Annotated in this window: 23 protein-coding genes; 13 read left to right on the top strand and 10 right to left on the bottom strand. The window is 64.0% G+C overall.

Annotated features, from left to right (window positions below):
- Positions 1 to 124 precede the first annotated feature (124 nt).
- The 7 genes from QNO12_RS01360 (at position 125) to QNO12_RS01330 (ending at position 7,657) form a co-directional block, all read left to right on the top strand.
- Positions 125 to 685 (top strand): carboxymuconolactone decarboxylase family protein, encoded by a 561-nt coding sequence (locus QNO12_RS01360; protein WP_257504019.1) that lies wholly within the window; start codon positions 125 to 127, stop codon positions 683 to 685.
- 151 nt (positions 686 to 836) lie between these two features.
- The gene (gabT, locus tag QNO12_RS01355; protein WP_257504018.1) at positions 837 to 2,177 is read left to right on the top strand and encodes a 4-aminobutyrate--2-oxoglutarate transaminase; all 1,341 of its coding nucleotides are present in this window, start codon (positions 837 to 839) and stop codon (positions 2,175 to 2,177) included.
- A 186-nt stretch (positions 2,178 to 2,363) separates the two neighbouring features.
- Positions 2,364 to 3,533: an acyl-CoA dehydrogenase family protein gene (locus QNO12_RS01350; protein ID WP_257504017.1), complete on the top strand. Its 1,170-nt coding sequence runs from the start codon at positions 2,364 to 2,366 to the stop codon at positions 3,531 to 3,533.
- Between the two features lie 23 nt (positions 3,534 to 3,556).
- Positions 3,557 to 5,107 (top strand): class I adenylate-forming enzyme family protein, encoded by a 1,551-nt coding sequence (locus QNO12_RS01345; protein ID WP_257504016.1) that lies wholly within the window; start codon positions 3,557 to 3,559, stop codon positions 5,105 to 5,107.
- A gap of 65 nt (positions 5,108 to 5,172) precedes the next feature.
- The gene (locus QNO12_RS01340) at positions 5,173 to 6,372 is read left to right on the top strand and encodes a thiolase C-terminal domain-containing protein (protein ID WP_257504015.1); all 1,200 of its coding nucleotides are present in this window, start codon (positions 5,173 to 5,175) and stop codon (positions 6,370 to 6,372) included.
- Positions 6,373 to 6,374: 2 nt separating this feature from the next.
- The gene (locus QNO12_RS01335; RefSeq protein WP_257504014.1) at positions 6,375 to 6,830 is read left to right on the top strand and encodes a Zn-ribbon domain-containing OB-fold protein; all 456 of its coding nucleotides are present in this window, start codon (positions 6,375 to 6,377) and stop codon (positions 6,828 to 6,830) included.
- Positions 6,830 to 7,657, top strand: a complete 828-nt coding sequence (locus QNO12_RS01330) for an MBL fold metallo-hydrolase (protein WP_257504013.1) — start codon at positions 6,830 to 6,832, stop codon at positions 7,655 to 7,657. Before QNO12_RS01335 ends, QNO12_RS01330 begins: the two co-directional genes overlap by 1 nt.
- A gap of 27 nt (positions 7,658 to 7,684) precedes the next feature.
- Here QNO12_RS01330 and QNO12_RS01325 read toward each other — a convergent pair whose 3' ends face one another.
- Positions 7,685 to 9,253 carry a PucR family transcriptional regulator gene (locus QNO12_RS01325; RefSeq protein WP_257504012.1) on the bottom strand — a complete coding sequence of 523 codons (1,569 nt, stop codon included), beginning with the start codon at positions 9,251 to 9,253 and terminating at the stop codon, positions 7,685 to 7,687.
- A gap of 360 nt (positions 9,254 to 9,613) precedes the next feature.
- On the opposite strand from QNO12_RS01325, the gene QNO12_RS01320 reads away from it, so the two are divergent.
- Positions 9,614 to 10,546, top strand: a complete 933-nt coding sequence (locus QNO12_RS01320; protein ID WP_257504011.1) for an amidohydrolase family protein — start codon at positions 9,614 to 9,616, stop codon at positions 10,544 to 10,546.
- 726 nt (positions 10,547 to 11,272) lie between these two features.
- Here the strand turns inward: QNO12_RS01320 and QNO12_RS01315 are convergent.
- Positions 11,273 to 12,154 carry a 3-hydroxyacyl-CoA dehydrogenase family protein gene (locus tag QNO12_RS01315; RefSeq protein ID WP_257504010.1) on the bottom strand — a complete coding sequence of 294 codons (882 nt, stop codon included), beginning with the start codon at positions 12,152 to 12,154 and terminating at the stop codon, positions 11,273 to 11,275.
- 198 nt (positions 12,155 to 12,352) lie between these two features.
- Here QNO12_RS01315 and QNO12_RS01310 point away from each other — a divergent pair, with 198 nt between their 5' ends.
- Positions 12,353 to 13,510, top strand: a complete 1,158-nt coding sequence (locus QNO12_RS01310) for a CaiB/BaiF CoA transferase family protein (RefSeq protein ID WP_285178179.1) — start codon at positions 12,353 to 12,355, stop codon at positions 13,508 to 13,510.
- Positions 13,507 to 14,703, top strand: coding sequence for an acyl-CoA dehydrogenase family protein (locus QNO12_RS01305; protein WP_257504008.1), 1,197 nt, complete (start codon positions 13,507 to 13,509; stop codon positions 14,701 to 14,703). The genes QNO12_RS01310 and QNO12_RS01305 overlap by 4 nt, the downstream gene beginning before the upstream one ends.
- Before the next feature lie 18 nt (positions 14,704 to 14,721).
- On the opposite strand, the gene QNO12_RS01300 is transcribed toward QNO12_RS01305, so the two are convergent.
- The 8 genes from QNO12_RS01300 to QNO12_RS01265 form a co-directional block, all read right to left on the bottom strand.
- A complete protein-coding gene (locus QNO12_RS01300) occupies positions 14,722 to 15,627 on the bottom strand; it encodes a LysR substrate-binding domain-containing protein (RefSeq protein WP_257504007.1) in 906 nt (301 codons plus the stop codon).
- 54 nt (positions 15,628 to 15,681) lie between these two features.
- Positions 15,682 to 16,719 carry a zinc-binding dehydrogenase gene (locus QNO12_RS01295; RefSeq protein ID WP_257504006.1) on the bottom strand — a complete coding sequence of 346 codons (1,038 nt, stop codon included), beginning with the start codon at positions 16,717 to 16,719 and terminating at the stop codon, positions 15,682 to 15,684.
- A gap of 17 nt (positions 16,720 to 16,736) precedes the next feature.
- Positions 16,737 to 17,774 carry an alcohol dehydrogenase catalytic domain-containing protein gene (locus QNO12_RS01290; protein ID WP_285178178.1) on the bottom strand — a complete coding sequence of 346 codons (1,038 nt, stop codon included), beginning with the start codon at positions 17,772 to 17,774 and terminating at the stop codon, positions 16,737 to 16,739.
- A gap of 224 nt (positions 17,775 to 17,998) precedes the next feature.
- Complete coding sequence (locus QNO12_RS01285) at positions 17,999 to 19,132, bottom strand: ABC transporter substrate-binding protein (RefSeq protein ID WP_257504005.1); 1,134 nt, start codon at positions 19,130 to 19,132, stop codon at positions 17,999 to 18,001.
- Between the two features lie 9 nt (positions 19,133 to 19,141).
- Positions 19,142 to 20,755: an ABC transporter permease gene (locus tag QNO12_RS01280; RefSeq protein ID WP_257504004.1), complete on the bottom strand. Its 1,614-nt coding sequence runs from the start codon at positions 20,753 to 20,755 to the stop codon at positions 19,142 to 19,144.
- A gap of 122 nt (positions 20,756 to 20,877) precedes the next feature.
- Positions 20,878 to 22,059 carry an ABC transporter ATP-binding protein gene (locus tag QNO12_RS01275; RefSeq protein ID WP_257504003.1) on the bottom strand — a complete coding sequence of 394 codons (1,182 nt, stop codon included), beginning with the start codon at positions 22,057 to 22,059 and terminating at the stop codon, positions 20,878 to 20,880.
- A 214-nt stretch (positions 22,060 to 22,273) separates the two neighbouring features.
- Positions 22,274 to 23,395, bottom strand: a complete 1,122-nt coding sequence (locus QNO12_RS01270) for a CoA transferase (protein WP_257504002.1) — start codon at positions 23,393 to 23,395, stop codon at positions 22,274 to 22,276.
- A gap of 357 nt (positions 23,396 to 23,752) precedes the next feature.
- Positions 23,753 to 24,070 (bottom strand): ArsR/SmtB family transcription factor, encoded by a 318-nt coding sequence (locus tag QNO12_RS01265; protein WP_257504001.1) that lies wholly within the window; start codon positions 24,068 to 24,070, stop codon positions 23,753 to 23,755.
- Between the two features lie 385 nt (positions 24,071 to 24,455).
- On the opposite strand from QNO12_RS01265, the gene QNO12_RS01260 reads away from it, so the two are divergent.
- Genes QNO12_RS01260 through QNO12_RS01250 form a run of 3 tightly spaced genes read left to right on the top strand, consistent with a single transcriptional unit; the run spans position 24,456 to position 26,116 of the window.
- On the top strand, positions 24,456 to 25,184 hold the full coding sequence (locus tag QNO12_RS01260; RefSeq protein WP_257504000.1) for a hypothetical protein: 729 nt from the start codon (positions 24,456 to 24,458) through the stop codon (positions 25,182 to 25,184).
- Between the two features lies 1 nt (position 25,185).
- Positions 25,186 to 25,800, top strand: a complete 615-nt coding sequence (locus QNO12_RS01255) for a M23 family metallopeptidase (RefSeq protein ID WP_257503999.1) — start codon at positions 25,186 to 25,188, stop codon at positions 25,798 to 25,800.
- 19 nt (positions 25,801 to 25,819) lie between these two features.
- Positions 25,820 to 26,116, top strand: coding sequence for a hypothetical protein (locus QNO12_RS01250; protein ID WP_257503998.1), 297 nt, complete (start codon positions 25,820 to 25,822; stop codon positions 26,114 to 26,116).
- Position 26,117: the final 1 nt, after the last annotated feature.

Genomic DNA, 26,117 nt, shown 5'->3' with positions numbered 1-26,117 from the left:
TGCCGGCCTCTCACCTGACGCAAAGAGTGCTTCGGAATGTTGTGCGAATCGCAATACCGCTGGGCCTCGCGGCGCGGTGGGCTAGGTGGTGGACGACGCACGAGGCTTCGTCGGAAGGCAGGAGATGACTTTTCGCAAGGCACGGCTCACACCGGAGGGCATGGACCAGGCGCAGGCCGCGTTGTACGCGAGGATCGCATCGGGCGCTCGAGCCGCAGAGTCCGCCTTCGCACTGGTAGACGAGAAGGGCGCGCTGGTGGGTCCCTTCGATGCGCTGCTCCTGGATCCGCCGCTGGGGGAGGCCATCCAGGCTTTCGGCGCGGTTCTCCGCTTCCAGGGGCGGCTCTCAGCTCGCTCACGGGAGATGGCGATCCTGTTGATCGGGCACTACTGCGAGAGCGCGTTCGAAGTGAGGTCTCACGAGGCTGTCGCACGCCGCGTCGGGCTCACCGCCGACGAGCTCGTGTCGTTGGCCGAACTCGAACCGCCGCCATCGGCATCCGTCGACGAGACTGTCGTCGCGAACGCCGTGCTCCAGCTTCTGCGCACGGGAACCCTAGACGACGCCGCGTACGGCTCGTGCGTCGCCGAGCTGACGGAGGCCGGAGTTCTGGAGATCACGGCACTAGTCGGGTATTACCGCTTTCTGGCCGACGTACTCGCGGTCTTCGCCCACGATCGCTAGAACGCGGCACGCACTTCTGCGTGACTCGACTCTCCGGCGGGAGAATATGCGCGCGATAACTTGGGGGCTTTCCAAAGACGTCGTGTCCAGCCGGCCCATAGGTTTCTCGAGACGCACGCGCGAATATCGACGCCCGCCCCGAGGAGATGCCATGACACAACCGACGCAGAAGAGGATTCTCAAGACGTCCCTGCCCGGACCCGAATCCCAGCGACTCTCCGCTCGTCGGCACGCCGCCGTCGCGCGCGGTTTCGGCGTCACGCTGCCGGTCTTCGTCACCGATGCCGGCGGCGGCATCCTGGTGGATGTCGACGGCAACCACATCATCGATCTCGCGAGTGGCATCGGGGTCACCGGTGTGGGGGCCTCGCACCCTGACGTCGTGGCCCGCATCGGCGAGCAGGCGGCGAAGTTCACTCATCTGGGATTTGTGTCCACCCAGTACGAACTCGCAGTCGAGGTGGCCGAACGTCTCAACCGGCTCACGCCCGGAGACTTCGAGAAGCGCACAGCCCTTTACTCCACCGGCGCGGAGGCGGTCGAGAACGCGGTGAAGATCGCGCGGACCTACACAGGACGAGACGCGGTGATCGTTCTGAGCCACGCTTTCCACGGCCGCAGCCTTCTCACCATGACAATGACGGCGAAGAACGAACCTTACAAGGACGGTTTTGGCCCATTCGCCCCAGAGGTCTACCGCGTGCCCGCTCCGTATCCGTTCCGGTGGCGCGGCCCTGGTGTCGACATCGCTGAGGAAGCATTCCAACAGCTCGTCGACATCGTGACGACTCAAGTGGGAGCTTCCAACGTCGCGGCGATCGTCATCGAGCCGATCCAAGGAGAGGGCGGATTCATCGTTCCCCCGGCCGGCTATCTGGCGAAGGTCGCGGCTTTCGCGCGTGCCAACGACATCGTCTTCGTGGCAGACGAGATCCAGACCGGGCTCGGTCGGACAGGACGTATGTTCGCGGTCGACCACGAAGGCGTTGTGCCTGACCTGATCACAACAGCGAAGGCTCTCGCCGGCGGCATGCCGTTGGCGGCCGTCACCGGTCGCGCAGAGATCATGGATGCCGTGCCGGCTGGCGGATTGGGCGGAACGTACGGGGGCAATCCCGTAGCGTGCGCCGCGGCGCTGGCCGCACTCGACATCATCGAGCGTGATGATCTTCCTGCTCGTGCTCGGCGCATCGAGCAGATCGCGCGCCCCCGGTTGGAGCAGATCGCCGACCAATCCGGCGGGGCCATCGGCGAAGTACGCGGGCGTGGCGCGATGCTCGCGATCGAGTTCGTCGGTCCGGACGGTTTCGAGCCCGATGCAGCTGCGGCGAAGAAGGTGGCCGCCTTCGCGAACGGCAACGGTGTGCTCACACTGACGACCGGCACCTATCACAACGTCATCCGACTTTTGCCGCCTCTAGTGATCGGCGATGAGCTACTCGAGGATGCGCTGGACGTACTCGCCGCAGGCGTGATGACCCTGGCCGATTGACGAAGCCCGAGTCGTGATCCGAGCGACCCTGCACGGCCGACCCGCGACTCGCAACAACTCTGATTCTTCGGACGACGGCCAAGAACTCCCGCACCGGTCTGAAGGTCGGACGATGCGGGATGGCCGGATCCACTGCGATTGTTTTGACTGCGGCACGAACCGGCCGCATGAGCTTGAGGCGGGAGCATGACCATCTTCCAGTACGACGAACTCGATGACGGGATCGCGCAGGCGGTCCGCGAGCGATGCGCGGCGTTCGACGACGCGTATTGGTCTGAGTGCGAAAGGACGAAGACCTACCCCGACGCGTTCTTCGACGCGATGGCGCAAGGCGGCTGGCTGGGTCTCACCATTCCTGAGGAGTATGGCGGGGGTGGCCAGGGCACTCGTCAGGGCGCCGTGATGCTTCACGAGATCGGAGCATCCGGTGCGGCCGAAGTCGGATGCGTCGTCACGCACAACCCGATGTTCGCGGCTGAACCGATCATCAAGTTCGGCTCCGAAGAGCTCAAGCAGCAATTCCTCCCCGCGCTGGCCTCCGGAGAGATCAAGATCGCCTTCTCCGTGACAGAACCCAATGCTGGTCTGGACACGTCGAAGATCGCCACCAGTGCTCGTGCCGTAGACGGCGGGTACTTGCTCACCGGCCAGAAGATCTACACGACGCAGGCCGATGTCGCCGACGTCGCACTCGTGATCGCCCGTACGTCGTCCGCCGACTCGTCATCCCGATTCTCCGGGTTGAGCCTCTTCCTCGTCGATTACAAGAGTGCGCAAGGCATCGAGATCCGCTCGATCGAGAAGCATGGCATGAACGCCATCCAGACGTGCGAAGTGTTCTTCGATGACGCTTTCGTCCCTTCCGCCCGGTTGATCGGGGAAGAGGGTCAGGGCTTCCGATATCTGCTGGATGCCCTCAACCGGGAGCGTCTCGTGATGTCGGCCGAGGCAATCGGGGTCGGCCGTGCAGCGCTCGCCCGTGCTGTGACCTTCGCGAAGGACCGAGTCGTCTTCGATCGCCCGATCGGCGCGAATCAGGCGATCAGCCACCCCCTCGCGGAAGCTGCCACACGACTGGATGCCGCATGGGCCTACCTGATGGCCGCGATGAGCGCGTACGACAACGGCGTCGCGCTGCGCACGGAGGGCAATGAGGCGTACTTTTTGGCGGTGGACGCCGGCTGGCAGGCCTGTGATGCTGCGGTTCAGACCCTCGGCGGGATGGGATATGCCCGCGAAGGTCAGGTGGAGCGCTACGCCCGCGAGATGCGTGTGCTGCGCCTTTCGCCGATCACCCCGCACATGATGCTCAATCACATAGCTCAGGCCGGTCTCGGTCTGCCCCGATCGTACTGAAGGCTGCCGAGGACATACGCACCATGAATCTCTCCGACGTCATCAGCGGTCATGCTCGGAATCGGCCGAATCATCCTGCGCTCGTGATGGACGATACCGAAGTCACGTACGAAGAACTCGATAGGTTGGGCGCCCGCGTGGGCGGATGGCTCCGTGCCCGCGGAGTGAGACGAGGTGAACGCGTCCTCTTCTACTCCCACAACAGCATCGAGTATCTCGCCACGTATCTAGGCGCCGCTCGGATTGGTGCGATCTTCGCTCCGGTGCATCCCAGCTTCATGGAGCGAGAACTGCGGTACGTCGCCAAGAATGCGGATGCGACGATCGCCTTCGTTGCCGCGGACCTCGCTGAGAGCTTCGCCAAGTTCGCCCTGAGCATCCCAGAGCTTCCCCAGGACGTCGTCATCGTCGGCGACGGATACGACGGCGAACGTGAGAACTTCGAGAGCGTTCGGTCATGGGCTTCCGAAGCTGGAGCCCTCGACCTGCCCGAAGACGCGCCTCTCCTGATCTCCTACACGTCCGGGAGCACATCGACGCCGAAGCCGGTCCTGCACAGTCATGGCGCGGAGACGTGGAGCGGTGGAAAGTACGCCGATGTCTGGGACTACCGGTCGTCCGACCGCGCATTGATCGCGCTACCGCTCTCCTGGGCTTACGGGATCTCGACGACCACGACCGGTCTCCTCACGGCGGGGGCCACCATCGTGCTCCTATCTCATTTCAATCCCGTCCGGGTTCTCGACGAGATCGAGCGCCTCTCCGTGACGCTCTACGCCGGCTCCAGCACGATGTTCGTCAAGATCATGGACGCCTACCGGAAACGCCCGACGAATCTGTCTTCGTTGCGCAGGTGCTACGTAGGCGCTGAGCCGATCAACAGGACAGCCGTCACTGCCTTCGAGGCGGTCATCGGCACGAAAGTCTGGGAAGGCTACGCGGCCACCGAGGCCTACCCGATCATCGTTACCAACCCGGGCCGCGATCTTGATGCCCCGAACGGCACCTGCGGGCGTCTTGTGCCGGGCGCGCAGCTGCGAATCGTGGACTCGAGTGGTGACGCCGCGCCGGAGGGCGAACCGGGCGAAGCCCAGTTCACGTGTCCCGGCCGAATGCTCGAGTACTTCCGTGAACCGGAGCTCACTCGCCAACGGCTCACCGATGACGGCTGGGTGCGCAGCGGCGACCTCGTGCGGCGGGATGCACAGGGCTATTACTACATCGTGGGCCGCCTCGGTGACATGATCATTCGCGGGGGAGCGAACATCGCTCCTTCGGAGATTGAGCATGCTCTCGTCTCCGTCGAAGGAGTTCACGACGCAACTGTGGTGTCGGTGCCTGACGAGCAGAATGGCGAGGCTGTCGCCGCGTTTGTCTCCCTCCTCGACCCCAGCGTGAGTGTCGATTCTCTCCGCACCGCGCTGGCCTCGCGACTTGCCTCCTTCAAGATCCCCACGCACATTTTCTTCGATGTGGATCTTCCCCACGGGGTGAACGGCAAGAAGGACCGTCGTGCCGCATCCGACATCGCACACCAATTGGTAACCGGGGCCGGCTCCGTGCCCGCCACGTAGGCGACGCAGCCGCTGTACCTACGACCGCCCCGCTCGACAACCCCAAGAAGTAAGGCTGACATCGCATGATCAAACCTCAGGACATCGCCATCGTCGGTGCCTACGAGCACCCGACGCGCTACTCCCCCGACAAGAGCGAGTGGCAGATCAACGCCGAGTCGGCGAAGGGCGCTCTCGAGGACGCGGGGCTCACTCCTGCCCACGTCGACGCGTTCTTCACCGCCTCAACCGCATCCGAGGGCGGCTACCTCGGCGGCTGCGCCGCCGTCATGATGGCGGACTATCTCGGCATCCAACCGAGATTCATCGACGAAACAGACGTCGGCGGGGCGTCGTTCGGCTACTACGTGAATCGAGCCGTACTCGCCATCCAGTCGGGCATGGCCAAGTGTGCACTCATCTCCTACGGCGCCAACACCAAGTCGCGCAAGATCAAGGTGGGGACCATCGGGTACAACCAACTCAGCGTGCAGGAGCTCTTACCCACGCCGGACTCGTTCGAGCAGATCTATGGCACGACCGTGATCTCCTTCATGGGCATGGTGGCTCAGCGGTACATGCGCGACTACAGCCTGACTTCCGAGCAGCTGGCCTCCGTCGCCGTCACTATGCGTGAGCACGCAGCACTCAACCCCGACGCGTTGTACCGAGACCCTATGACGATCGACGACGTGCTGAACTCTCCCATGATCGCCTCGCCGCTCCATCGCAACGACTGCTGTGTGATCTCCGACGGCGGTGCGGCGATCGTGCTGGTGCACCCCGATCTATTGCCGGAGACGAAGAAGAAGCCCGTCCACATCCTCGGCTTCGGTGAAAGCTACATGGGTCATGGCGGCGGTCACACCGACTGGGCTGCGGAGAGCCGCGAGATGGTGCGCCGCGCCTGCGACGATGCTTACGACATGGCCGGCCTCCGACCCGCGGCCGTCGACACGGCGATGATCTACGACGCCTTCACCCTCAACGTGCCGATCGACCTCGAGGGCGCCGGCTTCTGCAAGATCGGTGAGGGCGGCGCATTCGCAGCAGACGGCAACCTCAAACTCAAGGGCGGTTCGCTCCCGACCAATCCCGATGGCGGCGGGCTGTCGTCGAACCACCCCGGCCGGCGCGGCATCTTTCTCTTCGTCGAAGCGGTCCGTCAATTGCGGGGTGAGGCCGTCGGCCGCCAGGTCGAGGGCGCCAAGACTGCCCTGTGCACCGCGACCGGTGCCGCATTCATCGCGCGCCGCGGATCCGCCGCCCACCTGTTAGGAGTCTAACGATGACGAACCAGCAAATGGAGTGGACCGGATGGCTCCCCACGACAACTCCTGAAACGGAGCCCTACTGGAAAGCCGCGAACGCCGGTGTCCTGCTCTTGCAGAAGTGCGCAGCGTGTGCTCGCACGCAGTATTACTACCGCGCGCATTGCTCTCACTGCTGGTCGAGCGAAATCGAGGACCTCCCGTCGTCGGGTCGCGGAACGGTCTGGACCTTCTCCGTGGTCTATCGCAATGCCACGCCCGAGTACAACGAGGATGTGCCGTACGTCGTAGGCCTGGTCGAACTCGAGGGCGGAGTGAAGATGCTCAGCAAGATCGTGGGCGGTGATCCAGAAGCAGTCGACTTCGGCACGCCCGTGCAGGTGATCTTCGCCCGTAGCCCTTCCGGACAGAACGTCCCGCTATTCACAGTGGTCGAGTCCTCCCCCGAGGAGCCCGCGGCGAGCGCGGCATAATGTCGACGGCCGAGCCGATCACACCGCTCATTCAACGCGTCGGCGCTCCGAACCCCAGTTACTGGACTCTGGACGGGACGAACTCGTACGTGATAAGGCGACCCGGGTCCTCCGGATCAGTCGTGGTCGACCCGGGCCCGCACTCGAGGGCCCACCGGCGCGCCTTGCGCGCCGGTGGGCCCGTCGAGCTGATTCTCCTGACGCATCACCATCATGATCACAGCGATGCCGCTCCCGCTCTCTCATGGGAGACCGGGGCCCCCATCCGAGCACTGAGCCCCCTGCATTCGCACGGGGCAGAGAACCTGCGTCACAACGAGATCATCCGAGCGGGAGGGTGCGACATCCGGGTGATCGCCACCCCCGGCCACACCGCCGACTCGGCGTGCTTCGCCGTCGAGGAAGCGTCGACGCCAGGAGGTGCGATCCTGACGGGTGATACTTTGCTTGGAAAAGGGAGCCCAGTCATCGACGAAGCCGACGGATCGCTGGCGGAGTATCTCCGCTCTCTCGCGTGGCTTGAGACGGAAGAGGCTGGACTGGCCCTTCCTGGTCACGGTCCCACCGCGCGTGATGTCCGCGAGCTGGCGGCGTCACAGATTCGACACACGACCGCGCGGCTTACCGCCATCACCCAAGCGCTACGAAACCTCGACATCCCGGCTCAGGCAGATGCCGCGACGGTAGAAGCGGTGGCAGGCCGGCTCTACGGCGAGCTGCTCGATCCGCGGCGACCAGCGGTGCTGATGATGACGGCTGCCCACCTTCAGCATCTGGCGGATGAAATCAACTCGCGAGCGCTGCAACGTGACGCGTCGATCTCATAGATCGACGCGTCACCTGCCGTTAGCGAGTCAGGCGCTGCGAACAGCCGTCAATTCGTCGGAGTGAGCCGACGCACTCGCTTGCTCCTCCATCGCGCCCAAGACGTAGTGCAACGATGCGATGACCGCGGGGTCGCGAAGTGACTGACCCAGAGCGTGCTCGAAGCGCTCAAGACGGTACCGCAACGTGTTCGGATGTACGAAGATCTTCTTCGCCGCCACCTGCACGTCCTGGTGCGAATCGAAGTAGGCGCGAAGCGCTTCGAATTGGATGGGGTTGCTGATCAGGACGTCGGCGATGACCTTCACCTTCGCAGCGACACGACTCACCGGGACTTCGGCGAGCAACTGGTGCGCGAGCCCGAGCTCGTCGAATGCCATGGTGCTGACCTGCGAATCGCGCTGAAGGTGTCGCAACGCGATCTGTGCGTCACGGAATGACGTGCTCAGTTCGGTCGACGACGTGACCTCACGGCCGATGCCGACCTGCACGCCTGGTAGTCGCCGTGAGCCGAATGCAAGGTGCAGTTGCTCTTCGCAGGCGAACTCTGCGGGCAGCACCATTGCGAGTCTGCCGTCGCGGACAGTGGCGATCGTGGCGATCTTGCTGAACCCTCCGACCACGAAGTCGACGACAGGCGCCAGAGCGGCGGAGTCGGGGCTGCTCACCACTACGCACCTGACGCCGGTGGACATCTCCAATCCGCACGCCTTGAATACGCTCTCGACCTGATCGACCTCCAGGTCGGTGAGCGAGCGCGACAGCACGCCGTCGAGCATGCCGCTCGTGAGTGCCTGGCTGTGACGTCGGTTGGTTCCCATCAGCCCGCCGAGAGCCTCGAAGACGGGCGCAGCACCGTCGAGGATCATTCGCACGAATGAATGGGAAACGGCGGGATGGCGCAAGGCCAGCACGATGGTGGCCCGTCCACCCGGCCACGCCTGGAGCGGGGCGAACATTACGTCCCACTCGCCTACTCGTTCCTGTTGTCCACGCAACCCGCCCCCGTCGAGGAGAGGCACAATTGACTCCAGCGGGAGCATGCCCGTCGCGCCGAGCAGGTGGCCATCTTGGCTGACGAGCGCAACCACGGAGTTGGAGAACTGCGCCAGACGCCGCAGGGCCGAGTCGATGGGCTCGCTGTCGCTGAAGGCCCGCATCAGGTTCTGCTGAAGCGAGGTCAACCGTACGTATGTCTGTGCCTCGGTGCTGACCGTCGACTGGAAGATGACGCGACTGATCGATTGGAACTGTGTTTCCTGCGGGATGCTCAGAACGGGGAAGTTCCGCGCCTCAGCCTCCTCGAGAAGCGCTGGAGGAACCGACTGGAACGCCACACCCACGCCGAAGCCGAGGGCCGTGGCTCCCAAGGCGTCGAGCTCAGCGATGAGCTGGCGTTGCGCTGAAGGTCGTTGGCGGAGCTTGGTTCCCATCGTGAGCATTAACCAGTCGGGGTCGATCCAGCGCGTCGGATTCTCGAGCTCGGTCGGATGAGCGCCCATGAGCGGACGGTCGAGTGCCGCTCCATCTCCCGTCAGAAGCCTCACGTTCAAGCGTGAGTCAGCGATCAGATCGCGGAGCGTGTAATTGACGTCCATCGAGTCCTCCACCTTTGGATAGGTGCGTCGGTCGAGCGTTCATCGATCTTCCCGCTCTAGGGTTTCGCCCGACTTCACCGGACGTTTCCGAGAGATTAATGCCGACCAAGTCGCGATACACGATCGGCGGTCCCACAGCGAGGTGACGACGATCTCGGGAACATTGTCGCGCCCGGTGCCGCCCGATTGTACCTCACGCGATCCAACGATCGAATCATCACGTAGCCATCTTCGCCCCGATCTATAGGCAAGACTTTCATGCAATCGATCGGTCCCACAGCATGAGCTTGGAAATCTCACGACGCGCGCCCGCATCCGATCCGCGACGATGGCAAGGACCCGCGGACGTCAGGAGACTTGATGATCATCGACACCCACACACACCTGCTCGACACCGGCGACTGGCCAAACGAGTGGTGGAAGTGGGTGGCCGACGATTGGGCCGCGCAACAGCGCGGACGGACGCCGGACCAGGTGATCGGTCGAATCGAGGCCGGGCTCATCGATCCGGACGGGTCGCGCCTGATCTCGCAGATGGACGGTGCCGGAGTCGATGCGAGTGTCGTGCTCCCCATCGACTGGGGACCCGATTTCACCGGCACGCGACCTATCACGCAAACGGTCGCCCACGTGCTCGACCTTGCGCGGCGGCATCCAGGTCGCCTGATCCCGTTCGCGGGAATCGATCCACGCCGTGAGGACGCGAGTCGACTCGTCGCAGAATGGATCGAGTCGGGCGCTCGTGGCCTCAAGCTGTACCCCGCCTGCGGGTGGGACCCCGTCGGCGACGACGCACGGGTCATCTATGAACTCTGCAATGTCGCGAAGCTTCCGGTCCTGTTCCACACGGGCGACCCGCTGCCGCTCATGGACCGAGATGCGAGCAACCCGGCCCTCCTCTCCGCTGTCGCGGCGGACTATCCCGACATGCCGGTCTGGCTCGGGCATGCGGGGGCACCGCGCTGGTGGCGCGAGGCACTGACGCTGTCGGAGAGGTTCGAGAACGTCCGGCTCGAACTCTCCGTCTGGGTTTGGGACGATTCGACCGAGGAGGCCAAGGACATCCTCGCCGCCCATGTTGCAGAGGCTGTCGCGTCCGTCGGTGCCCGACGACTTCTGTTTGGATCTGACAACGTGTCAGGACGCAAGGTGCGCGGTGACGACTTCCAGAAGATCGTCCTCTCCATTTACCGCGAACTACCCGAGCGCGTCCTCGCCCACGGGGCTGTCCTCACCCAGGAGGACTTAGCCCTCGTCCTGGGCGGCAACGCCCGTCGTGATCTCGGGATGTGAGCCCCGGCTCAGCACCCATCGGCTCATCGCCCGGAGGGGTCGGTCCCCACACCAGACGCGACGGCCGCGTCTCGAATCTGCGTCAGCGTCTTGGGCCAGATGCGAACGGCTGTACCGCGAGCGATGTTGGTGACGGTGGTGTGACCGACACCACTCACCCGGGCGATCTCTCGCAGCGACAGACCTCGTTCTCGAAGCTGATCTACGAGGCTCGCGGCCGATGACGCGTCCAAGACCTCCGGGCGGGCTGTCACGCCACGCTTGCGCGCTGATTCCCTTCTGCTGTGGTTCCTCACATCCCAACAGCTCAGACCCGCGGAATTTTTCGGGCAGCTGTTGTGATCCCTGCACCCTCGGAGATATCCGGTCGTCGTCCCGTGGCGTGGTGGCGATGAGGGTACAGCCCGTCTGGCTGCCGATGGCGGGTGAGCGGGGGGTTCATCTGCGCGCGGACGCTTGACACCGGAGGGGGCCGGGGGTTCGAGGGTGCGACGTAGCGCAGCCGGCGCGCGCCCGCGGCGGACGGGCTGGTTCAATGGCAGACGCGCAACCGCGAAATCCGAGCGACGAGCCACGACAGCGTCGGCGCAGGTCAAGTATTCCGATGATCGGTGATGCGGGCATCCCCCACGCGACCGGCATCCCGCCTGGAATGCGAGGACCGTCCCGTGCGGTGCGGCGTACTGTTCGTTTCGCATGTGTCCCTTCCCTCCGCCGCAACTGTGTTCACGCGGGCCGGCGATCGTATGAAAACCAGCCGCGACCTGACTTGCGCCCGAGGTCACCTGCGGCGACGCGATCGACGATGCTCGATGCGGGCAGATCGCTGGTGTCGCCGGAGATGTCGTACTGGGCGCGGTGGATAAGCTCGATGACGTCCAAACCGACGAGGTCCATCAGGGCGAATGGGCCCATGGGGTGTCCGAGGGCGAGCCGCGCGGCGGTGTCGATGTCCTCGATACCCGCAATACCGTTCTCGTAGAGAGAGATCGCTTCATCCTGAACCGCGAGCATCAGTCGATTGGCGATGAATCCGGGCGTCTCCGCGCTGAGACGAACGGGCTCCTTCCCCAACCGCGCGACGACGGCCAGCACAGCCGAGATCGTCTCCTCCGATGTCCGCGGGTTGGGGACGATCTCGACGCAGCGCATCACCAGCGCGGGATTAAAGAAATGCAGATTGCAGAGCCGATCTGGCCGGCCTGACGCTTCAGCGACCGCCGAAGAGGGGATGGTCGAAGAGTTCGTGGAGAAGATGGCACGCGCAGGAGCGACCTCCGCGAGCTGAGCGAAGATCGCGCGCTTCAAGTCGAGCCGCTCGGTCGCAGCCTCGACGATGAGGTCCGCCTCCGCGGCCGCAAGGGGGACGTCTGTCGTCCAAGACATCCTCGCGATCGCAGCTTCTGCGTCCTCGACTGAGAGCCGGTCCGTCTCCGCAAGACGCCGGATCCGTGCGCCCGCCTCATGCCCTGCGCGCTTCAGCGCGACAGCCGTCACATCGGTGACCACGACGTCGAACCCGCCGAGTGCGAAGACCGCCCCGATCTGGGTCCCCATCGTCCCCGCACCGATGACAAGGATCCTGGTGATTCTCTTTCCGACGCTCACTGCCGACCTTTCCGATAAGTGGAGTCCAGCTTGACCGCCGATGAGCGGGGAGCGCCAGGCACGATCGGATGAATACCCGATCGGTATCGTCCACGTTCAGATTTGATACTTCACATCATCGAAGCTCACGGGCATCCTGAAAAGGATCAAGAGATGCGACCACAAGCCGCGGACCCGACCACCGAAGGAGCCGACCTGATGCCCTTACCTCTCGATGGCGTGCTCGTGGCTGACTTCAGCAGAGTCCTCGCGGGGCCGTTGGCCACCAGCATGTTGGCCGACCTCGGAGCGCGGGTCATCAAGGTGGAGCGACCGGGCACCGGTGACGACACACGTTCCTGGGGACCGCCGTGGGCCGCAGACGGCGCGTCCTACTTCCACAGCGCGAACCGCAATAAGGAGTCATTGACGCTGGATCTCGCCGACCACCGCGACCGTGCCGTGGCGCAAGAGCTGGCGCGACGCGCGGATGTGGTCGTGGAGAACTTCCGAGCAGGAACACTCGACAGGTACGACCTCGGATACGAACAGGTCCGCGCCGGCAACGAAGGTGTCGTCTACTGTTCGATCTCCGGCTTCGGCAGCACCGGGGCCGGAGCCGACCTGCCCGGGTACGACTTTCTGGTGCAAGCAGTCGGTGGACTCATGTCTGTCACCGGCGCGGCGAGCGGATCGGGTGCAGGCCCGACGAAAGTAGGGGTGGCGCTGGTCGACGTGCTCACCTCGAAGGACGCGGCCATCGGCATCCTCGCCAGTCTCATCGCACGGACGACCACGGGCAAGGGCCAACGAGTGGAGGCCAATCTGCTCTCCAGCCTCCTCGCCTCACTCGTGAACCAGGCCTCGGCATTCCTGACCACAGGAGACTCTCCCCGACGGATGGGAAACGCGCATCCCTCAATCGCCCCGTACGAGCTGTTGCGGTGCGCCGACGGCGAACTGGCGATGGCCTGCGGAAACGACGGCCAGTTCCGAAAGCTGGCGGCGGCGACCGGCGATGTCTCGCTCGCAGATGACGAACGATTCGCCACAAACGCCAGCCGGGTCATGAACAGGGAAGTCCTGGTGGCGGAACTCGAACGTCGCCTCGCGGACGACACCGTGGATCGCTGGGTCGATCGATTCTCTTCCATCGGGGTTCCGGCAGGGAAAGTCGGGTCTATCGAAGACGGGTTCGCACTCGCACAGCGACTCGGATTGGAACCCTCGGTGCCGGTCGGAGAGGACGTTCCCGCACAAGTACGCAACCCGCTCACGTTCTCAGAAACACCCATCACGAACTACGTCGCCCCACCCCGACTCGGACAAGACAGCGACGACATCCGCCGCTGGCTCCACGAAGAGAGAATCCGATGACTCACCACGATCCCACCAAGCTCCCGGCGCTCGATCCGGCCGATCCCGCCAGTCTCGACGATCTCCTCTCGGAAGATGAGAAGGAGGTCCGCGGGGCGGTTCGACAGATGCTCGACTCGTCAGTGGAGCCTCACATCAACGAGTGGTTCGAGAACGGCTCGATCCCAGACATTCGCTCGCTGACCCGGGAACTCGGTTCTCTGGGAGTCCTCGGCATGCACCTCGAGGGGTACGGGTGTGCCGGGATGTCCGCAACGGAGTACGGACTCGCCTGCCTGGAGCTCGAAGCTACTGATTCCGGAATCCGATCGCTGGTCTCGGTGCAGGGTTCGCTCGCGATGTTCGCAATCTGGCGTTGGGGCACCGAGGAGCACAAGCAGCAGTGGCTCCCGGGGATGGCAGCGGGAGAGTTCATCGGATGCTTCGGTCTCACCGAGCCGGATGCCGGATCGGATCCCGCGAGCCTGACTACGCGCGCCCGCCGTGACGGCTCCGACTGGGTGCTGGACGGACGGAAGCTGTGGATCTCGAATGCTCCCTACGCCGATGTGGCCATCGTGTGGGCCCAGACCGATGAGGGGATTCGCGGATTCGTGGTGCCCACGAACACGCCAGGATTCTCCACTCCTGAGATCAAACACAAGATGTCGCTGCGCGCTTCGGCTACCGGCGAACTGGTGCTGGACAACGTCCGCGTACCGGCGGATGCTGTGTTTCCGGACGTGCGCGGGCTCAAAGGCCCTCTCGCGTGTCTGAACGAAGCGCGTTACGGCATCGTCTGGGGCTCTCTCGGTGCCGCTCGATCCAGCCTGGAAGCGGCGAGGACGTACGCGCTTGATCGCGTTCAGTTCGGCAAGCCGATTGCTGCCTTCCAGCTCACGCAGCAGAAACTCGCCGACATGTCACTGGAGTACGTCAAGGGGTACCTCCTCGCCGTGCACCTGGGCCGGCGGAAGGATGCTAACCTCCTGCGTCCGGAGCAGGTCAGCATCGGCAAGCTGAACAACGTGCGCGAGGCGATCGAGATCTGCCGCACCTCGCGCACGATCCTGGGGGCGAACGGCATCTCCCTCGAATACCCGGTCATCCGTCACCAGAACAATCTCGAATCCGTGCTGACATACGAGGGCACGGTCGAGATGCACACGCTGGTCCTGGGTCAGGTGCTCACCGGTCACGCCGCGTTCCGCTAAGTCCGCGGTCCTCAGATGTCATGAGGATCCATACACGCCGTGGTCCAGCAAGCGCGACACTTCGACGACAGCAGCAAGGGCAGGGTTCTGGTCTGAGGCACGCCAGGCCAGCCTCACATCGACGGAGCCCAGGTCCGGCAGCACGGGCCGGAAGACGACTGCGTGTGCAGGGACGTTCTCCCGCACTCCGGAGAACGTCAGCGCGATCCCCATCCCGGCATCGACCAGCAGCAATTGCGTCGCGGAATCGACCGCCGTCTGCACAACGCGTGGTACGAAGCGCGCTCGCATACCCAGCATGTAGAGGCGATTGGAAAGCGTTGCCCCACTTCCGCCCGGAAGTACGATCCATGGCTCGTTCGAGATCTCGGTGGCCGAGATGGTCAGTAGGTGGGCGAGACGATGGTCGTCCGGAAGCGCGACGAGGAGTTCCTCCTCTGCCAGGACGCGGGATCGAACCTCCTTGGGGAGATAATCCCAGCGCCCGATCACCGCGTCCAGCGTTCCTGCGCGGAGTCGCTCGAGCCCCGGATGCGAAAGCTGCGATCCGTACAACTCCAAGGTGACGTTCGGGAGTTCCGCGCGTATGCGGCGGGCCAGCGCGCTCACAACGCTGTTCACCGAAGCACCGGCGAACCCGACACGCACCCGGCCTGTCTCGCCGTGCTGAGCCGCACGCACGACCTCTGCCATGCGTTCGGATTGCATCACCAACTCGCGCGCAGGGGCGACGAGCGCTTCGCCGACCGCAGTGAGGGCGACTCGTCGTGGGTTCCTCTCGAAGAGGGCGGCGCCCAGCTCGTCCTCGAGCTTGCGGATCATCCGACTCAAAGGTGGTTGCGCGATGTGAAGTCGCGCCGCTGCGCGGCCGAAATGAAGTTCTTCCGCCACAGCGAGAAAGGCGCGCGCTTTATGGACTTCCACAGACCCAGAGTAGGTCCCCGGAGAAGCTGGTCCGGAGTGACTCGAACGTCCGGTTCATGGCCGTACCGCGGCCTTCATCGCGCGACGGTCATCCATGGCCCTGTAACCCTCTCCAATATCATCGAGCGGCACCTCCAGATCAAACACCCGGCCAGGGTCCGCTCCCCCGTCGAGAATGTGCGCCATCAGCCTCTCCGTATACGCGCGTGTCGGCGCGAGACCGCCTGTGAGTGTGAGATTCCGGGTGAACGCGTTCGTGAAGCTCTCGAGATGACCCGGGCTGCTCGGAACGCCGATCTGACTGATCGTCCCGCCGTCGCGGACCAATCCGAGCGCCTGCTCGAAGGCTGCAGTACTTCCAACGGCTTCAATGACGACGTTCGTGCCCACGCCGCCGGTCAGCTCTGCCACTGTTGAGACGGCCTCGTCGCCTCGGGACGCAACAATATCCGACGCGCCGAACGAACGACCCAGCGCCGCGCGCCCCTGCCGACCAGTCATGAGGATGATCCGCTCCGCGCCGAGTTGGCGTGCGGACATGACGGCCATCAAGCCCACGGCGCCGTCGCCGATCACGCACACGGAGGTCGATGGGCCCACTCGAGCCATGTGAGCGGCATGATACCCGGTACCGTAGACATCGGACACAGCGAGCAGCGAGGGTACGAGAGCGGACGACTCGTCCACCTCAGCGCGAACCAGAGTTCCGTCGGCGAAAGGCACCCGCACGAGTTCTGCCTGGCAACCGCCGCAATTCTCGTCGTTCCACCGACCGCCGCGGCGGCAGGAGGTGTGCAGCCCTGCCAGGCAGAACTCGCATACCCCGTCCGCCCACACAAGTGGCGCGATGACGAAATCGCCCACGTTCAGGGTTCGCACGTGAGCGCCGATCTCCTCGACGACGCCGACGAATTCATGCCCCATCGATCTACCGATCGCAGCGTCCGGCATCGTGCGGAACTGGGTGATATCCGAACCGCAAACGCACGTGAGCACCACCCGAACGATCGCGTCGGTGGCATCTCGCAGCTTCGGATCCGGGACGTCGATCACGCGGACATCGCCGGCACCAAAGAGAAAGGTTGCACGCATCGAAATTCCTCCGGATCTCAGAATTCGGTGACTACCAGGCGTCCGGAGACCGTGCCCGCTGCCAGATCGCGCATCCCCTGTTCCGCCTCCACGAGGGAGATAAAATGCATCTCCGGCCGAAGCCGACCAAGGCGCGCTCGATCGAGCACGTCGCTGAGCTCCCCGAGGCTGCCCCAGATCGGCACCCGATAAGAGAGACCGCGGCGGGGTCCGACACGGCCTTTGCTCAGCTGGAGGCCACCGCCCGCGCTCCCGACGAGCACGAACTCGCCTAGCGAGCCCAGGACGCTTTCACCGAGGAGCATCGTAGAAGAGGAGCCAACGAAATCGAGCACAGCCGCGACGCCGCGGCCGCGCGTCAGTTCCCCGACGACGTCTTCCAATTCATGAGGTTGAGCGAATGCGTGGGCCCCGGACCGCATCGCCAGGTCGCTCGCCTCTGGACGGCCATCGACTGCAATGACTGTTACATCAGCCTCGAAAGCGAGAGCCTGCACAGCCAGATGGCCCAGCCCCCCCACGCCGAGGACGACGGCGGTGCGCGGTCCGGCTGCCTTCCAATCCAGCGTCGACACCGCGTGGTGGGACGTCAGGCCCGCGTCGGTGAGCACAGCGGCTGCTGCCATATCGACGCCGCGCGCCGCTACGAGTCGCCGCGGATCCACCACGACATACTCAGCCAGTCCGCCGTCGCGCCCGATTCCGACACCTGCTGCGGCGTTCGGCGTTCGGCGGTCGCAGTAGTTCCATTTTCCCTCGGTGCAGCTCATGCACACGAGGCAGCCCTCGGGACCGTACACCGCGACTTCCATTCCGAGCATGGCTGGATCGACGTCCGCACCCAACTCATCCACGACCCCGCTTATCTCGTGGCCGAGAGTGAAGGGCGCGAAGGCGTCCACCGCCCCGACAGACGTCCCCTCGATCATGCGGACATCGCTGTGGCAGATGCCGGCCGCGGCGACGCGGATTCGCACCTGACCTCTCCCGGGCTCCGGAACGGGGAGATCTACGAGCTGGGTCACCCCGGCACCCATGTAGCGCAGCGCTTTCACGTCGTCCTCGATCCTCGCACCGCGACCCGCGTCTGATGCGCCCTTAGGACGAGCCTCGCGATCCCATTCCCGCCCTGCATCGTCCTGCGTTCAACGGCTCTCCAGAATTATTGGGGATCATCCAGATACCGCGAACCGTCGCCGCGGGATCCCTCAATGCAGCCGTCGGCAAGAGGCTCGTCGTCCGTGCCAGCCGACGACGAGCCTCCGCCACTCAGGGCGTCTCAGTTGCCGTGGAAGATCTCACGGAACTTCGCGTCCCACTCGCTGATGAAATCGGGCGTCGCGCGAGCGGAGTCGAAGTAGGTCAGGTCATGCCCTGCCAAGTCGAGAGAGCCGTCTATGTCAGGGAGCGCGCTGACACCGGATTCGTTCGTGTTGAAGGCGGTCTGACCCTTCTCAGACAACCAGAAGTCCATGAACACCTGAGCTGCGTTCTGGTTCTCCGACTTCTTCAGAATCGCCGCCGGATAGGGATTGGCGATCACTTCCTGCGGAAGGATGTAGTCGATCGGTGCACCCTGATCTTGCAACTCCTTCAGGGTCGGCACCACCGAGTAGATGGCGACTCCGATCTCTCCCGAGGCTACGGCCTGCGCCATCGGCACCGCCGAGGGGTAGAACCGCGGGTTTTGTGCAGCGAGACTCGGGAGATAGTCCTCACCCTGGTTGTCCTCGAAGAACTGGTAGAAGAGTGCTTCGGTGGCACCGATGCCATCGCGTGTTCCCAGGCGACCGTCCAGATCTGAGGAGAGCAGATCGCTCCACTCCTCGAAACCGTCCGGAAAGATCTGGGTGTTCCAGGCGATGATGCTCAGCGGAACAATGGCGGTGATGGGGGCGACGCCATCGATCACCCAGGCGTCCTCCGGCCATTCCGCCAGGGAGGGCAGGTCGCCGACCGGGGCGAGGTGTTCGGCGTTGGCCAGCATCCAGTTGTCGCCTGCGAACATGACGATGTCTGCGCCGGGGGTCTTGCCGGCGATCTCGGCATCGACTCGCGCGGGCAATTCCGTCGCCCCTCGAACATACTCGACCTTGATGTCTGGGTACTCGAGCGCGAACGCTTCGACGAGCGAGTCCAGCATCGTGGGGACCGCGTGACTGTAAAGCGTCACCGTTCCCTCCGCGCGAGCCTTTTCGACCACCGACTCCCAGGACGGTGCGCCGTCAGCGCCGGAATCAGGTGACGCCGTAGCGGACTCAGGCGCGGCGCTCGCGCATCCGGCCAGAATGAGCGCGAATGCCCCGACGGCTACAGCCGCGGCGCGAGTTGCGTACGTTCGTCTCTTCACTTCATCTCTCCTTCGTATCGTTTGCCGCATCGGTTGACACGGCACGGGAATGCTGGCGGCCACAGATCCTGATCAGAGTCTCTCGAGGGCACGGCTGCCTCCGAACAGCAGAGCGATTCCCACTCCGGCTGCGGTGATCGCGGTCATAACGAGTGCCATGACTGCGACGATCGGGTACGACCCGGTGTCGTACTGCTCGAACAGGACCACCGACATCACGTTCACATCTCGCGATCGAAGCAAGAGAGAGACCCCGAACTCCTGAATGAGCAGAATGAACATGATCGCGGCAGACGAAGCGATGCCTGCTCGGGAGAGCGGAAGGATGATCTGGAGGAGTGTACGGATATGTCCGGCACCGCTCACCCGCGAAGCATCGACTGTCTGATGGCCCAGCGCCACCAGAGTCGCCAGTTGATAGCGCACGGAGTACGGGATCATCAGCGTGATGTAGGCGAGGATGAAGCTCGCCGGCGTGCCGTATAGCGCGAGACCGGGAGACGTAAAGACGAACAGGTACCCGAATCCGAGCAGAGCCGCCGGCATGCTCAGCGGAATGTTGGCGATCGTGTCGAGCACGACAGGGATCGGTGCCCACAGACGCGCTCGATTTTGGATGCCGAGCGCTATGAACAGCCCGAGGGGGATCACCAGGAGGACGGCCACCCCCGACACGGCGATGCTCGTCCAGATCGAGCTGATGAAGACCTCGTTCTCGAAAGCCAACGCGAAGTTCTGGAAGGTCATCGTCGCCAGACTCACGGTTCCACTCCAGAAGGGGGAAACAGCGACGAACAGCAGAGCGAGGAGGGGCAATCCGGCTGACACTATTCCGAACCCGATCACGATCGTGATCGACAGGGCCCGGGCAAGTCGATTCTTCGAGCTCGACTCCATTGCGTCGACCCGACCTACGAAGCGATTCTGCTGGCCAATGAACCGACGCTGGAACACAACCAGGACCAGGGCGACCAACACAAGAGGGAAGCCCATCGCGGAGATGAAGGAGTAGTCGATCGGATACTGGAGAGTGGCGTTGAACATTTTCGTCGTGATCACGCTGACGCCTTCTCTGCGGCCTAGGATCAGCGGACCGGTGAACTGTCCGAGTGAAAGAAGGAGCGCTACGCTCCCCGCGTAGACGAGGACGGGCCTCAGCAACGGCAATGTCACCGTGAGTAGCGTTCGCACGCCTCCCGCGCCGTTGACTCGCGCAGCCAGGGAGTATCCGGTGCCCAGGTTGCGGAGCCCTGTGTAGACGAAGAGGTAGACGATTGCCGTCAGATTGAGTCCCGTGTACAGGACGATTCCCTCGGGCGAGTAGACATTGAACGGGCCGGAGGACCCCTCATTTCCGAAGAGACTCCGGAGTGCCACGTTCAGGTACCCGTTCTCCGGGGAGAGGAGGAAGACGAAGCCGATGACATGTGCCACGTTAGGGATCACCATCGGCAGCACCGGAAGCGCGGAGAGATACCTGCGAGTTCGGGGTGCAATCGCTCGGACGCACAGAGCCAGCGTGACGCCCAGGAACATCGCGACAACGGCCGCGCCCACTCCGAGTATCACCGTCATCCAGAGCACGCTGCCCAGATCAGGCATCGCGAGCAGAGTGCGGAAACCTGCCGCATCGTCCGCGAAGGCTCGTACCAGCAGCGGGACGATCGGAATCGCCACCGCAATCATGACGACGACAGTCAGAGCTATCCAACCGAGCTGGCGTCGGAGGCTGCCCGCAGACCGCGGTCCGCGCGAGCGGGATTGCAAACCGGGTGGCGCCGAGGCACTCGGGAGCTCGGTGACGTCCGTCACGAGGTCCGCCCTCTCACATCGCGCGACGGAATGAGGCGGTCGTTCTCGTACCAGAAGACCTCATCGAGATGCACGCCGACGTCTACGGTGTCTCCCGCTCGAAATGTGATGTCCGAGTTGGGGGTTTTTACGAACAACCGCCGGCCGGCGACGTCTACGACGCACTCGCTGGACTCGCCTCCAGGGAGTATTTCAACGAGTCGGGCGCCCGAGAGCCAGGCCACTTCTCCCTCACGCTCGGAGCCCTCCCTCGATCGGATCGTCAAATGGTGGTCACGCGCCCGGCCGACGAACTCGCCTGCCGATCGGCGTTCGAAGATAGTCGCGAAGGGTTGCCCGAGGATTTCCCCACGACCGGAATCGTCGATGGAAGCCGTCAATCTGTTGCGGGCCCCCAGGAAATCCGCGACGTACTCCGTCGCGGGCGCGCTCCAGACCTCTTGAGGCGGTCCCACCTGCTCGATTCGGCCCTTGTTCATAACGGCGACTCTCGTACCGAGAGCGAGCGCTTCTTCTTGGTCGTGAGTCACATGCACGGCTGTGAAGCCCAGTTCCATATGCAGGAGCCGCAACTGCGCGCGGAGTTCGACCCGAAGGAGAACATCAAGATTGCTAAGGGGTTCATCGAGCAGGAGCAGGCTCGGGTGCGACGCGAGAGCCCTCGCCAGGGAGACGCGCTGCTGCTGCCCTCCGCTCAGCTCCGGTGGATAGCGATCGGCGAGATCCTCGCACTGCACCACACGGAGCGCCTCGGCAACCCTTCCGGATTTCAGCGCATCACGCATCCGCCGCGCCTTGAGGGGGTAAGCCACGTTCTTACTGACGGTCATGTGCGGCCACAGCGCGTAGTCCTGGAACACCATGGCGACATCACGACGATTCGGCGGTGTATATCGGTTGCGGTCTGCATCCACCACCCTCTCGCCGCGCAGTTCGATCGTCCCCTCATCCGGCTGCTCCAAGCCCACCAGGCATCGGAGCAACGTGGTCTTCCCGCAGCCGCTCGGACCGAGGAGCACGAGGAATTCACCCTTGGCGATGTCGATTGATACGTCCTGGAGGACCTGCACGACGTCTTTGCGACGTCGGAATCGCTTGCCGAGGGCATTAACTCGAACCTGCAAGGCACCTGGCATCGGTGTCGTCGCAAGGGATGGTGCGATCTCAGCTGCGGTCATCAGAGGTCCTCTCCATGAGAGATATGCGGGGCGACGGGCTCAACATGTCCGGGCAGGCACGCTGCTCCCCGACCTGCCGTCAGCCTAAAGTCGGCAGCGCGAGCCCGCCTTGGTCAAATAACGTGGTCCGACCCCCCGGTTTTGTGAGTTCTCCTGAATCGCGGCACGGCGACCGTGCTATCCGCCCTCATGTCCGGCGCAGGGCCAACCGATATCACTGCGATAACTGGCGTGTCCATTGAGACCTCACGTGAGAGATCTCCTCCTCTGAGACGTACTTCGCGGGGGTCGGCATCGCTCCACCCAGCAATGGCAGCGGTTGAACCCAGGATCCGACGTCCGCGAGCGTCGACCTCATCGGATCCTGCACCGCTGCTTCCGATGGTGTTAGGACCGGCGACACACAGGCCTCCACGTCTCGGTAACGAGCGATCCAGTGCTCCAGCGTCCGGGATTCGATTACCTTCGCAATGACAGCCCGTCCAGACGGCCAACATGCGGCATCGTTTTGTTCGCCTACGTCGCCGATCGTCAGCCCGAGTGCACTTAGGAAATTCGCATAAAAGTGCGCTTCCATCGCGCCGACTGCCAGAAACCGACCATCGCTGGTCCCATAAGTCCCATAGAAGGGGGCCGCTCCATCCAGGTAGCTGGTGCCGGGCGACTGAATGGTCCCCTGCCCCGTGAGCCCGAAGTAGCCAGTCAGGAGGGTCGAGAGGGTTCCGAGAATGGAGAGATCGAGAATCCGATCCTCCATGGGGCCGCTCCGCTGCGACAGTGCTGCGCAGACCGCGACGCCGACCAATGAGCCACCGCCGTAGTCCGCGACGAAGTTCATCGGCAGTCGCGGCGCGCGACCTGGCGAACCCAGCGCGTGCAACGCACCGGATAATGCGAGCGCGTTGATGTCATGTACCGGAGCGCGGCTGGAGTCAAGCCGGCGGGGCAGACCGGTCAATCGGGAGTAAATGATCCTGCGATTCAGAGCGAACACGTCAGTCGGCCCCAACGACAGCCGTTCCATGACCCCAGGGCGATAGCCCTCCAGGAGGACGTCAGCACACCTGAGCAGTCCTTGAAGCTCGGCTCGATCGTCCTTCTTCAGATTGAGACGCCACACCAGCCTCCCTCGGGAGGTGAAGTCGAATGCAGGATCGATGCGGGCAGGCCCATCCGAGAGGACATCTGGAGCCGCTACTCGTGCGACTCGGACAACGGAAGCGCCGAGGTCGGCGAGCAGCATCCCCACGTAGGGGATCACGCCCAGCCCTTCGAACTCGATGACTCGAATGCCACGAAGCGGCTGATTTACTGTCGGAGAGTTGTCCTGCGTCATCGTCGTCGCTCCTTGACTGGGGATTGCCGGAACGTTCAGAGCCTCGACCTACTCCTGAACGTTGTCCGTCTATCTTCCACGCCGCTCATCGCTGGGATGACGCGTCAAATCGAGCTCACCAGCCTCTACGAGGACTTCAGGAGTTCGCATCACCGGCCCGGGGTCTGCTTGCTCGAACACGAGCCCGCTGGCGGCTCGGCCATGAAGGATCTGTAAGGCGATGGTGCGCGTGACATCTGGGGCAAGTTCGCGCACTGGTTCACGTTCCTGGGTCGCGCCAGCCCAACACCTGATCCCCGCTTGCGGTGGAACCGCGGGCACCTTGAGTCGATCCCACGACCTACGAGCCGGCTGGAGCTAGAACTCGCCGATCGCTAGACCGAGTCGCAGGTAGAGGTCGGTGACGGCTTCATTATTGACCCGGTAGGTGACCCACAGTCCGCGTCGGTCGGTGCCGATGGGCGGGTCGCCGATCACCATGTTCGCGGCTTCTAGTTCGCCGAGCTTCGGGAGGATGGTCGCCGAGGTGAGTTGGAGCGCGTCGCAGATGGGCCCGATCGTCACTCCGGGGTTTTCGCGCAGGAAGCGCAGGATTCCTGCGCGGACCAGGTTCCCGAGGAGTGCGACGGGCTCTTGCGCGTCTTCGGATCCTGCGGGCTGTGCGAGGCGAGGCATGCAGCCATTGTCGCGCAGCGACGTGCGCAACGTCGAGACAACAACACTCCTTACCTATGTACATTCGACCTACATCGCTATACAGTGTGGGCATGGTGTGGAGGTGCACAGAAGCCCGGCCCGCAGGGGCACACTGCCGGGCTGCCATGTCCCCCATATTTCCGACAGACAGTCGCCCGAGCGTGCGAGTACAGTCTGCATACCTCTGTGCCAGGGACGTGGTTTCCCCCACACGTTGCTGCCCACTCGCGGTTCTGCACAATCGTGTTCCAAAACCATTTCCACGCGTTGGTTCTCTGCGTAGGATGCCGCAACGGCGACCTTCGCTGGACCCCATCCGTCCACGTGTCGTCGCCGTCCTGATCGATCGGGAGGGCGCACAATGATGGCGACGCAACGTTCCCGCCGAACGGGCCTGATCTGGGCGGTCATTGGCGGTGTGGTGCTGGTGGTCGGCGTGGTGGCCATCATCGTGGCATCCATCACGGGTCAAACCCTTCCGTCGGCCAGTTCGGAACGCAGCCCGGATTCCGAGACATCCGCGCCGTCTGCCGGCCCGGACGATGATGGCCTGGTCGTGGATCCAACCGCCGAAGCGCGCGGCTGGACGCCTGAGCCCATCACGACCGATCCCGAAACATACATCCGCGCCGCGCTCGAGGCCGCGTCCACCTTCGACACGACCAAGAGTTCGCGCGCTGACTGGCTGAACTACGTCGACACCTGGTTCACCCCAGACACCCGATACAACGCAGCCGACCGGCCGGCGCGGATGAAGTCCGCGCAGGTGGAACTTCGACAGGGAGTCGTTCTTCCGGAGGAGGAATGGGAGTCCCTCGCGGCCGAGGATGGTCGGGTTGTCGCCACAGTCGCCGGGGAGGTGAGCTTCGTGCCCGTAGCCGAGGACCCCTCGGGTGACATGTCGCTCGGGACCGCGGATGTCGTGTTGACGTTCACCCGTTCCAGCGAAGGTGGCGAGAGTTCGTATGAGGAGACGGTGCGTGTGAGCGTGCAAGTGCTGTGCGGTCCGGAGTCCGTGCCCACCCTGCAGACGGGACAGCGCGCGGGGGACTGCAAGGTGGTCCGCTATTTCACGGAGCCCTTGGAGCCCTGAGGTGGGCGCTCCGGTAGCCGTCGCAGCCCTCGCAACCACGAGGACTGGTCGCAAGCTCGTGACCGGAGCGATCGTGGGTGTCCTTCTGCTTCTGGCGTTGGTGATGACTCCGCTGATCGCGATCCCGTTCGCCGTCGCGGGCAGCACCGCCACCGCAGGACTGAGTGAACCGGACCCTGCCGCACCCGTGGCTAACGGGGAGTGGGGGTATCCGCTTGCCGGGGGCTACTCCAAGGGCCGCGGGTTTGGTTACAACCCGGTCGTGGGCTGCAGTTATTGCTCCACGAACCACCAGGGATACGACATGGCCCAAGGGTGCGGGTCGACCATCTTCGCCGCCGGCCCCGGGGTGGTGATCACCGCCGGCGCGTTCTACGGGTGGGGCAACACGGTTCGTATCGACCACGGCGGCGGCCTAATCACCCTCTATGGGCACATGCAGTGGGGCTCCATCCGGGTCAGCGCCGGCCAACCCGTCACGGCAGGAACGCCGCTGGGCGTCGAGGGTAACACCGGCAAATCGTTCGGCTGCCACCTGCACTACGAAATCCAGCAGGACGGATCCGCGGTCGATCCGCAGCCGTTCATGGCCTCTCTCGGCCTCCCCCTGAAATAGGCACAGCAAGGAGCACATCATGTCCGCACACACGGCACCCGCCGACGTCAATATCCCCGACATCCAACCGGACTTCTCCGCCCCGTTCTTCCAAGGCTTCCAAGTCATCGCCTCCTACATCCTCGCCGGGGCAATGCTGGTCGTGCTGATCATGCTCATCCTGGCCGGCGCGGCGTTGGCCTTCCGCGGCCTCGCCTCGGATCGGATGCGCACCTGGGCGGGCGAGAACATCCTCTGGATCTTCATCGCCGCCGCGGTACTGGGCGCCGCCAGCGGGCTATTCGCCTGGTTCGTCAACTTCGACTTCGGCTTCTAAA

Origin of the sequence: Microbacterium sp. zg-B185 (assembly GCF_030246885.1) — a bacterium.
Taxonomy (GTDB): Bacteria; Actinomycetota; Actinomycetes; order Actinomycetales; family Microbacteriaceae; genus Microbacterium.
The sequence above is the reverse complement of the archived record's forward strand: the minus strand, read 5'-3'. Positions and strand labels throughout refer to the sequence as shown.